We start from the raw sequence: 9,570 nt of genomic DNA, 5'->3' as shown, positions 1-9,570 counted from the left end.
GACCCGCCCACCCCACGACTGCACAGTCATCCACGGTCGTGCATACTCATGCACTGTGAGCGGACAACGGACGTGGACGGTCGGGGTCACCGGCGCCACCGGGTACGCGGGCGGTGAGGTGTGCCGGCTGCTGGCCGGGCACCCGCAGCTGCAGCTGACCGGGGTGCACGCAGCATCGAGCGCCGGCCGACGCCTGGGGGAGTCCCAGCCGCACCTGCTGCCCTACGCCGACATGGTCGTGCAGCCCTCGGACCCGTCGGACCTCGCCGGCTACGACGTCGTCGTGCTGGCCCTGCCGCACGGCGCCTCCGGGGCCATCGCCGCGGGCCTCCCGGACGACGTCCTGGTGCTGGACTGCGGTGCCGACCACCGGCTCGCCGACGCCGCCGCCTGGGAGCGGTGGTACGGCAGTGAGCACGCCGGCACCTGGCCCTACGGCCTGCCGGAGCTCCCCGGTCAGCGGGGGAAGATCGAGGGCGCCCGGCGGATCGCGGTGCCCGGCTGCTACCCGACCAGCGTCTCGCTCGCCATGGCCCCGGCCCTGGCCGCCGGCCTGGTCGAGCCCGAGGTCGTCGTCGTCGCGGCGTCGGGCACCTCGGGTGCCGGCCGGGCCGCCAAGCCCGATCTGATCGGCTCCGAGGTCATGGGGGCCGCCAGCGCCTACGGCGTGGGCGGCGTGCACCGGCACACCCCCGAGATGATCCAGAACCTGTCGGAGGCAGCCGGTAGGACTGTCGGCGTGAGCTTCACCCCGACCCTCGTGCCCATGGCCCGCGGCATCCTGGCCACCTGCTCGGCCAAGGTCCGCCCCGGTGTCGACGCCGCGGCCGCCCGTGCCGCCTACGTCGAGGCCTACGCCGACGAGCCCTTCGTGCACCTGCTGCCCGAGGGCCGGTGGCCGACCACCGCCGCCGTCCTGGGCGCCAACACCGTCGCCCTGCAGGTCACCGTCGACCCCGACGCCGGCCGGCTGGTCGTCGTCGCCGCGGTGGACAACCTGACCAAGGGCACGGCCGGCGGCGCCATCCAGTGCGCCAACATCGCCCTGGGCCTCCCCGAGACCCTCGGCCTCCCGCTGGTGGGGGTCGCACCGTGACCGTCACCGCGCCCCAGGGCTTCCGGGCTGCCGGCGTCGCCGCGGGCCTCAAGTCCTCCGGCGACCCCGACGTCGCCCTCGTCGTCAACGACGGTCCCGACGACGCCGCCGCCGCCGTCTTCACCACCAACCGGTTCCCCGCGGCGCCGGTGCTGTGGAGCCGGCAGGTGCTGAGCAACAGCCGGGTCCGCGCCGTGGTCCTCAACTCCGGCGGGGCCAACGCCTGCACCGGGCCCGAGGGCTTCGCCGACACCCACGCCACCGCCGAGCACGTCGCCGACACCCTCGGGCTGGGCGCCATCGACGTCGCGGTGGCCTCCACCGGGCTGATCGGCGTCCGGCTGCCGATGGACCGGCTCACGGCCGGGATCAGCGACGCCGCCACCCAGCTGTCCGGCGACGGTGGCGCGGCCGCCGCCCGGGCGATCATGACCACCGACTCGGTGCCCAAGACCACGGTGCAGACCGGGGCCGGCTGGACCGTCGGCGGGATGGCCAAGGGCGCCGGCATGCTGGCGCCCAGCCTGGCCACGATGCTCGTCGTCCTGACCACGGACGCCGTGGTCCCGGCCGAGCTGCTGGCCCCGGCCCTGGCGCACGCCACCGCGCACTCCTTCGAGCGCGTGGACAGCGACGGCTGCCTGTCCACCAACGACACCGTGCTCGTGCTGGCCAACGGCGCCTCCGGGGTCACCCCGTCGGCGGCCGAGTTCGAGGCCGCCCTGGACGCCGCGTGCCTGGACCTGGCGATGCAGCTGCTGGCCGACGCCGAGGGCTCCACCAAGGACATCGCGATCACCGTCTCGAACGCCGCCAGCGTCGCGGACGCACTGACCGCGGGCCGCGCCTGCGCCCGCAACAACCTGCTCAAGACCGCGCTGTTCGGCAACGACCCCAACTGGGGCCGGGTGCTGGCGGCGATCGGCACCACCGACGCCGCCTTCGAGGCCGACCAGGTCGACGTGACCATCAACGGGGTCACCGTCTGCCGGGCCGGTGCCATCGGTGACGACCGGGACGGCGTCGACCTCACCGGCCGGGCCATCACCATCGACGTCGACCTCCGGGCCGGCACGGAGTCCGCGACCATCTGGACCAACGACCTGTCGATCGCCTACGTCCACGAGAACTCGGCGTACTCGACGTGAGCACCCAGGACCCCACGCCGCCCGACGTCCGGCCCGACGAGGTCCCGCCGAAGCGGCGGGTCGGCACCAGCCGGGTCATGCGCACCCCGGACCCGACCGGTGACGCCGCCAAGGTCGCCGTCCTCACCGGGGCACTGCCGTGGCTCAAGGAGTTCCACGGCAACGTCGTCGTGGTGAAGTACGGCGGGCACGCCATGGTCGACGACGAGTGCCGGGCCGCGTTCGCCGAGGACATGGTCTTCCTGCGGACCTGCGGCATCCTGCCCGTCGTCGTGCACGGCGGCGGCCCCCAGGTCAGCCGGATGCTGTCCCGCCTGGGGGTGGAGAGCGAGTTCCGCGGCGGCCTGCGGGTCACCACCGAGGAGACCATCGGCGTCGTCCGGATGGTGCTGGTCGGTCAGGTCGGCCCCGAGGTCGTCGGGCTGATCAACACCCACGGCCCGCTGGCCGTCGGGCTGTCCGGCGAGGACGGCGGCCTGTTCACCGCCGAGCGCACCCAGGCCCTCGTGGGCGGCGAGCCGGTCGACGTCGGGCTGGTCGGCGACGTCGTCGCCGTCGACCCCGCCCCGGTCACCGCGCTGCTGGAGGCCGGGCACATCCCGGTCGTCGCCACCGTGGCGCCGGATGCGAGCGGGCAGCTGCACAACGTCAACGCCGACACCGCCGCCGCGGCCCTGGCCGTCGCGCTGGGTGCGGTGAAGCTCGTCGTGCTCACCGACGTCGAGGGGCTCTACTCCGACTGGCCCGACCGGGACTCCCTGGTCGAGCAGATCGACAGCGCCGAGCTGGCCGAGATCCTGCCGACCCTGGACGCCGGGATGATCCCGAAGATGGCCGCCTGCCTGCGCGCCGTGGAGGGCGGGGTGGACCGGGCGACCGTCGTCGACGGCCGACTGCCGCACGCCCTGCTGCTGGAGATGTTCACCACCGAGGGCACCGGGACGATGGTCGTCCCTGCCGCACCGACCCCTGAGGAGGGTTCAGCATGACGCACACCGAGGAGCTGACCCGCCGCTGGTCGGCGGTGATGATGGGCAACTACAAGACCCCGCCGGTCGCCCTGGCGCACGGGCGTGGCGCCTCCGTCTGGGACGTCGACGGCCGCGAGTACGTCGACCTGCTCGGCGGTATCGCCACCACGATCCTGGGCCACGCCCACCCGGTCGTCGTCGCCGCGATCGCCGAGCAGGCCGCGGTGCTGGGCCACGTGTCGAACCTGGCGATGCACGAGCCCGGGGTGACCCTGGCCGAGCGGCTGCTGGAGCTGGCCGGCCGGCCCGGCCGGGTCTTCTTCTGCAACTCCGGCGCCGAGGCCAACGAGGCCGCCTTCAAGATCAGCCGGCTCACCGGCCGGCCCGAGGTGGTCACCGCCCTGGGGTCCTTCCACGGCCGCACCATGGGCTCGCTGGCGCTGACCGGGCAGCCCGCCAAGGCGCAGGCGTTCGCGCCGCTGCCCGGCGGGGTCCGGCACGTGCCCTACGGCGACCCCGACGCCCTGCAGCTCACCGACCGGACCGCGATGGTGCTGCTGGAGCCGATGCTCGGGGAGGGAGGCGTGCTGCCCGCCCCGGCCGGCTACCTGGCCTCCGCCGCGGCCCAGGCCGCCGAGGCCGGTGCCCTCTTCGCCGTCGACGAGGTGCAGACGGGCAGCGGACGCACCGGTCAGTGGTTCGCCCACGCCGCCGACGGCGTCACCCCCGACGTCATCACCATGGCCAAGTCGCTCGGCGGCGGCCTGCCGCTGGGCGCCACCCTGGCCTTCGGCGACGCCGCGGAGCTGCTGGGCGCCGGGTCCCACGGCTCCACGTTCGGCGGCAACCCGATCGCCGCTGCGGCCGCGCTGGCGGTGCTGGACACCATCCGCGACGAGGGCCTGCTCGAGCGCGCCAAGGACCTCGAGCACCGGTTCACCACCGGCATCGAGGGCCTGGGCCACCCCGCCGTCTCCGGCGTGCGGGGGCGGGGCGCGCTGCTCGGCGTCGTGCTCACCGCAGACGTGGCGCCGCAGACCGAGGTCGCACTGCGCACCGCCGGCTTCCTCACCAACGCCGTCGCCCCGGACGTCGTCCGGCTGGCGCCCTCGCTCGTCGTCACCGACGCGCAGGTCGACGCCTTCGTCGAGGCCCTCCCCGCAGCCCTCGACACCGCCCTGGAGACCCAGTCGTGACCCGGCACTTCACCAAGGACGACGACCTCTCCCCGGCCGAGCAGGCCGAGGTGCTGGCGCTGGCCGCCGACCTCAAGGCGACCCGGCACACGGCCGGCGCCCCGACCCCGCTGGCCGCGCCCCACGGCGTCCCGAAGGCGGTGGCGGTGCTGTTCGACAAGCCCTCCACCCGGACCCGGGTGTCCTTCTCCGTCGGGATCGCCGAGCTCGGCGGCTACCCCCTGGTCATCGACGCCGCCGGCAGCCAGCTGGGCCGCGGCGAGCCCGTCGAGGACACCACCCGGGTGCTGGACCGGCAGGCCGCCGCGATCGTCTGGCGGACCTTCGGCCAGGACCGGGTGGACACCATGGCCTCGGTGAGCCGGGTGCCGGTGGTGAACGCCCTGACGGACTCCTACCACCCGTGCCAGATCCTGGCCGACCTGCAGACCATCGCCGAGCGGCGTCCGACGCTGGCCGGGCTGACGCTGACCTACCTGGGCGACGGCGCGAACAACATGGCGCACTCCTACGCCCTGGGCGGTGCCACTGCCGGCATGCACGTGCGGATCGGCTCTCCGGAGGACTACCGGCCCGACCCGGCGGTCATGGCCCGCGCGGCGCAGGTGGCCGCGGAGACCGGGGGCTCGGTCACCTGGACCGCCGACCCGGCCGCCGCTGCCGACGGCGCCGACGTGCTGGCCACCGACACCTGGGTGTCGATGGGCCAGGAGGGCGAGTACGACACCCGGGTCGCCCCGTTCCTGCCCTACGCCGTCGACGAGCAGGCCCTGGCCCGCGCGGCGTCGGACGCGATCGTGCTGCACTGCCTGCCGGCCTACCGCGGCAAGGAGATCGCGGCCAGCGTGATCGACGGCCCGCAGAGCGCGGTCTTCGACGAGGCGGAGAACCGGCTGCACGCCCAGAAGGCGCTGCTGGTCTGGCTGCTGGGGCGATGAGCCGATGACCTCGGCGCTGAACCGGCCGGCCCGGCACGCCCGGATCGCCGAGCTGATCACCGCGCAACCGGTGACCAGCCAGGCGCACCTGGCACGCCTGCTGTCCGAGGCCGGCGTCGAGGTCACCCAGGCCACGCTGTCCCGGGACCTGGAGGAGCTGGGCGCGGTGAAGCTGCGCGGCTCCGACGGCGCCCCGGCGTCCTACGTGCTGCCCCCGGAGAACGCCCCGCTGCGCCCGGCGCAATCCGCACCGGGCCGGCTGACCCGGATGCTGGGGGAGCTGCTCACCAGCGCCGAGGGCAGCGCCAACCTCGCGGTGCTCCGCACCCCGCCCGGGGCGGCGCAGTTCCTGGCCTCGGCCCTGGACAAGGTCGGCCTGCCCGACGTGCTGGGCACCATCGCCGGGGACGACACTCTCCTGGTCGTCTCCCGCGACCCGGTCGGCGGCGCAGCGCTGGCCGACCGGCTGCTGGCGCTGGCCGCCGGCAGCGCCCCCTCCGACCCCGAAGGACGTCCCGCACCGTGAGCACCGCACCCACCGGATCCGACACCAGGCTCTGGGGAGGCCGGTTCGGCGGTGGCCCGTCCGCCGCGATGGCCGCGCTGTCCAAGTCCACGGACGTCGACTGGCGGCTGGCCCCCTTCGACCTGGCGAGCTCCCGTGCGCACGCCCGGGTGCTGCACCGCGCCGGCCTGCTGGACGCCGCCGAGCTCGAGCAGATGGTCGGCGCACTCACCGAGCTGTCCGCCGAGGTCGCCGACGGGACCTTCACCGCCATCGAGGCCGACGAGGACGTGCACGAGGCCCTCGAGCGCGGCCTCACCGCCAAGCTCGGCACCCTGGGCGGCAAGCTCCGTGCCGGCCGGTCCCGCAACGACCAGGTCGCCACCGACCTGCGTCTGTACCTGCGGCACCACGTCCGGGCCCTGGTCGGCTCGCTCGCCGACCTCGAGGAGGCCCTGGTCGGGCTGGCCACCACCTACCGGGACGTCGCCGCCCCGGGCATGACGCACCTGCAGCACGCCCAGCCGGTGCTGATCAGCCACCAGCTCCTGGCCCACGCGCACTCCTTCGCCCGCGACGTCGACCGGCTGCTCGACTGGGACCGCCGGACCGCGGTCAGCCCGCTGGGCGCCGGCGCGCTCGCCGGGTCCTCGCTGCGGCTGGACCCCGACGCCGTCGCTGCCGAGCTGGGTTTCGACCGGGCCGCCGACAACTCGATCGACGCGGTCAGCGACCGCGACTTCGCCGCCGAGTTCTGCTTCGCCGCCGCCCTGCTGGGCGTCCACCTGTCCCGGCTGGGGGAGGAGGTCGTGCTCTGGACGTCGACCGAGTTCGGCTGGGCCCGGCTGGACGACGCCTGGGCCACCGGTTCCTCGATCATGCCGCAGAAGAAGAACCCCGACATCGCCGAGCTGGCCCGCGGGAAGGCCGGCCGCTTCGTCGGCAACCTGACCGGCCTGCTCACCATGCTCAAGGGCCTGCCGCTGGCCTACGACCGGGACCTGCAGGAGGACAAGGAGCCGGTCTTCGACTCCATCGAGCAGCTCGCGCTCCTGCTGCCCGCGGTCACCGGCATGGTCGCCACCTTGACCCTGCGCCCCGAGGTGCTGGAGGCCGCCGCCCCCCAGGGCTTCGCGCTGGCCACCGATGTCGCCGAGTGGCTGGTGTCGGCCGGGGTGCCGTTCCGCTCGGCGCACGAGATCAGCGGCGCGATGGTCGCCCGGTGCGAGTCCCTGGGCGTCGAGCTCGACGAGCTCACCGACGCCCAGCTGCTCGAGGTCTCCGAGCACCTGACCCCCGAGGTCCGCACGGTGCTGTCCGTGCCGGGCGCACTCGCCGCCCGCAAGGCCCGCGGCGGGACGGCGCCCGAGCGGGTCGCCGAGCAGCTCACCGCGCTCACCGCCCTGGTGGGGGAGCACCGGACCTGGGCCGGGGCGTCCCCGGTGGCCCCGGCGCTCTGACGCCGTCGCCACAGCCCCTCCACCGACCCCGTGACCGACGTCGACCGGCCCGGCCCGCTCCTCACCCCCGAGGAGCTGGTCGGGCCGCTCGACGCCGTGGCGCCGTCCCTGCTGGGCTGCTGGGTGGTGACCGACCGGCCGGAGGGCACCGTCGCCGTCCGGCTGACCGAGGTGGAGGCCTACTCGGGCGCCGGTGACGACCCGGCGGCGCACTCCCACCGGGGCCCGACGCCCCGGTCCGCGGTCGTGTTCGGGCCGCCCGGTCACCTGTACGTCTACTTCAGCTACGGCGTGCACTGGTGCGCCAACGTCGTCGTCGAGCCCGAGGGCCACGGTTCCGCGGTGCTGCTGCGGGCCGGTGAGGTGGTGGTGGGGGAGCCCCTGGCCCGGAGCCGTCGCCCCGCTTCGGCCCGCCCCCGAGACCTGGCCCGGGGCCCGGCCCGGCTGACCTCCGCGCTGTCGATCGGGCCCGACGACCGGGACCGGTACCTGCTCGACCCGTCCTCGCCGGTCCGGCTGCACCGGGGACCGGCGCCGGCCTCGGTGACCGCCGGCCCGCGGGTCGGCATCACCCACGCCGCCGAGCTGCCGTGGCGGTACACCGAGACCGGTGCCCCCACGGTGAGCGCCTTCCGTGCGGGGGTGCGACGACGCCGTCCGGCCGCCGGGCAGGATGGGACCCCGTGACCAGTAGTGCTGACGTCGTCGACGAACTCCACCGCCGCGGGCTGATCGCCCAGAGCACCGACGAGGGCGAGCTCCGTGCGGCGCTCGCCGCCGGTCCGGTCACCTACTACTGCGGCTTCGACCCGACAGCGCGCTCGCTGCACGTCGGGCACCTGATCCAGTTCATGGTGCTGCGTGCCCTGCAGCGTGCCGGCCACCAGCCCATCGTCCTGGTGGGCGGGGCGACCGGGTTGATCGGCGACCCCCGGCCCTCCGCCGAGCGGACGCTCAACTCACCGGAGCTGGTGGGCGAGTGGGTGGAGCGGATCCGGGCACGCGTCGCGCCGTTCCTGGACCGTCCCGCCGCCGAGCAGGGTCTGCTGGCCCCGGTGTACGTCAACAACCTGGAGTGGACGGCACCCCTGTCGGCGATCGACTTCCTCCGGGAGCTGGGCAAGAACTTCCGGGTCAACCGGATGCTGGCCAAGGAGGCGGTGTCGGCCCGGCTCAACAGCGACGCCGGCATCAGCTACACCGAGTTCAGCTACCAGATCCTGCAGGCCAACGACTTCAAGGAGCTGCACGAGCGGCACGGCTGCACGCTGCAGACCGGTGGCTCCGACCAGTGGGGCAACCTGACGGCCGGCACCGACCTGGTCCGCCGCACCCACGGGGTGTCGGTGCACGCCCTGGGGACACCGCTGATCACCCGGGCCGACGGCACCAAGATCGGCAAGACCGAGGGCGCCACCGTCTGGCTCGATCCCGAGGAGACCAGCCCGTACGCGTTCTTCCAGTACTGGCTGGGCATCGACGACGTCGACGTCCGCGCCTGGTTGCCGCTGTTCTCCGAGCGGTCACCCGAGGAGGTCGCGGCGCTCATCGCCTCCTCGGAGGAGAAGCCGCAGGCGCGGGAGGCGCAGCGAGCCCTGGCCGAGGAGCTGACCCGGCTAGTGCACGGGGAGGACGAGCTCCGGCAGGCCGAGGCCGCCGGCCGTGCGCTCTTCGGCCGGGCCGAACTGGCCGAGCTGGGCGCCGCGACGCTCGAGGCCGCGCTGTCCGAGGCCGGGACGACGACGGTCGAGGGGGAGTGGCCGACCCTGGCCGCCCTCCTCCAGCAGACCGGCCTGTGCTCGTCGCTCTCGGACGCCCGCCGCACCGTCAAGGAGGGTGGCGCCTACCTGAACAACGTCCGGATCGCCGACGGCGAGGCCCGACCGGTGTCCTCGGACGTCCTGCCAGGGGGATGGCTCGTGCTGCGTCGCGGGCGTCGCACGGTGGCCGGGGTCCGTCGGGCCGAGGTCTCCGCCGTCTGACCTGCGCGTCCGCCCCGTGTGAACAGCACGTGACGGGGACGTTCCGGGCGGGTGGCCGGCGTCACCCACGAGCGGGTTTGACAGCCCCGCCCCGGACACGTAACTTTCTCTCTGCGCCGGGAACGACCGCAAGGCCGGGCCCGCCGCCGAGCAGGACAAATCAAGCTGGGAAGCGAAGGCCGCGAGGCTGGAGTTCCTGCGCGTCCGCTCCTTGAGAACTCAACAGCGTGCCGAAAGTCAGTGCCATATGTTCAACCCCAGTCACGGGGTGCCT

At 74.4% G+C, this 9,570-nt stretch carries 9 protein-coding genes; all 9 read left to right on the top strand.

All coding sequences use genetic code 11. From position 1 onward, the window contains the following. The first annotated feature begins 55 nt into the window (after positions 1–55). The 9 genes from argC to tyrS are packed head-to-tail and all read left to right on the top strand — an operon-like array spanning position 56 to position 9,296. Entirely contained in the window at positions 56–1,096 is a 1,041-nt protein-coding gene (gene argC / locus AC0IVP_RS21470) for an N-acetyl-gamma-glutamyl-phosphate reductase (RefSeq protein ID WP_056291806.1), read from the top strand. Next, a complete protein-coding gene (gene argJ / locus AC0IVP_RS21465; protein ID WP_056291814.1) occupies positions 1,093–2,244 on the top strand; it encodes a bifunctional glutamate N-acetyltransferase/amino-acid acetyltransferase ArgJ in 1,152 nt (383 codons plus the stop codon). Before argC ends, argJ begins: the two co-directional genes overlap by 4 nt. Continuing rightward, a complete protein-coding gene (argB, locus tag AC0IVP_RS21460; RefSeq protein ID WP_200938768.1) occupies positions 2,241–3,233 on the top strand; it encodes an acetylglutamate kinase in 993 nt (330 codons plus the stop codon). The genes argJ and argB overlap by 4 nt, the downstream gene beginning before the upstream one ends. Next, complete coding sequence (locus tag AC0IVP_RS21455; RefSeq protein WP_056291817.1) at positions 3,230–4,411, top strand: acetylornithine transaminase; 1,182 nt, start codon at positions 3,230–3,232, stop codon at positions 4,409–4,411. The genes argB and AC0IVP_RS21455 overlap by 4 nt, the downstream gene beginning before the upstream one ends. Beyond that, positions 4,408–5,349, top strand: a complete 942-nt coding sequence (gene argF, locus AC0IVP_RS21450) for an ornithine carbamoyltransferase (RefSeq protein WP_471759219.1) — start codon at positions 4,408–4,410, stop codon at positions 5,347–5,349. The genes AC0IVP_RS21455 and argF overlap by 4 nt, the downstream gene beginning before the upstream one ends. Positions 5,350–5,353: 4 nt before the next feature. Next, positions 5,354–5,875, top strand: a complete 522-nt coding sequence (locus AC0IVP_RS21445) for an arginine repressor (protein WP_056291822.1) — start codon at positions 5,354–5,356, stop codon at positions 5,873–5,875. Continuing rightward, complete coding sequence (gene argH, locus AC0IVP_RS21440; protein WP_471759218.1) at positions 5,872–7,314, top strand: argininosuccinate lyase; 1,443 nt, start codon at positions 5,872–5,874, stop codon at positions 7,312–7,314. The genes AC0IVP_RS21445 and argH overlap by 4 nt, the downstream gene beginning before the upstream one ends. A 30-nt stretch (positions 7,315–7,344) precedes the next feature. Next, on the top strand, positions 7,345–8,001 hold the full coding sequence (locus AC0IVP_RS21435; RefSeq protein WP_471759217.1) for a DNA-3-methyladenine glycosylase: 657 nt from the start codon (positions 7,345–7,347) through the stop codon (positions 7,999–8,001). After that, positions 7,998–9,296, top strand: a complete 1,299-nt coding sequence (tyrS, locus tag AC0IVP_RS21430; RefSeq protein ID WP_471759216.1) for a tyrosine--tRNA ligase — start codon at positions 7,998–8,000, stop codon at positions 9,294–9,296. Before AC0IVP_RS21435 ends, tyrS begins: the two co-directional genes overlap by 4 nt. The last annotated feature ends 274 nt before the right edge of the window (positions 9,297–9,570 follow it).

This window comes from Klenkia sp. AC732 (assembly GCF_979256525.1).
The sequence above is the reverse complement of the archived record's forward strand: the minus strand, read 5'-3'. Positions and strand labels throughout refer to the sequence as shown.

What these genes read in the sequence shown, in the direction of transcription:
- AC0IVP_RS21445 (WP_056291822.1), top strand. Translation starts at nt 5,354, where the DNA reads ATGACCTCGGCGCTGAACCGGCCGGCCCGGCACGCCCGGATCGCCGAG.
- AC0IVP_RS21455 (WP_056291817.1), top strand. Translation starts at nt 3,230, where the DNA reads ATGACGCACACCGAGGAGCTGACCCGCCGCTGGTCGGCGGTGATGATG.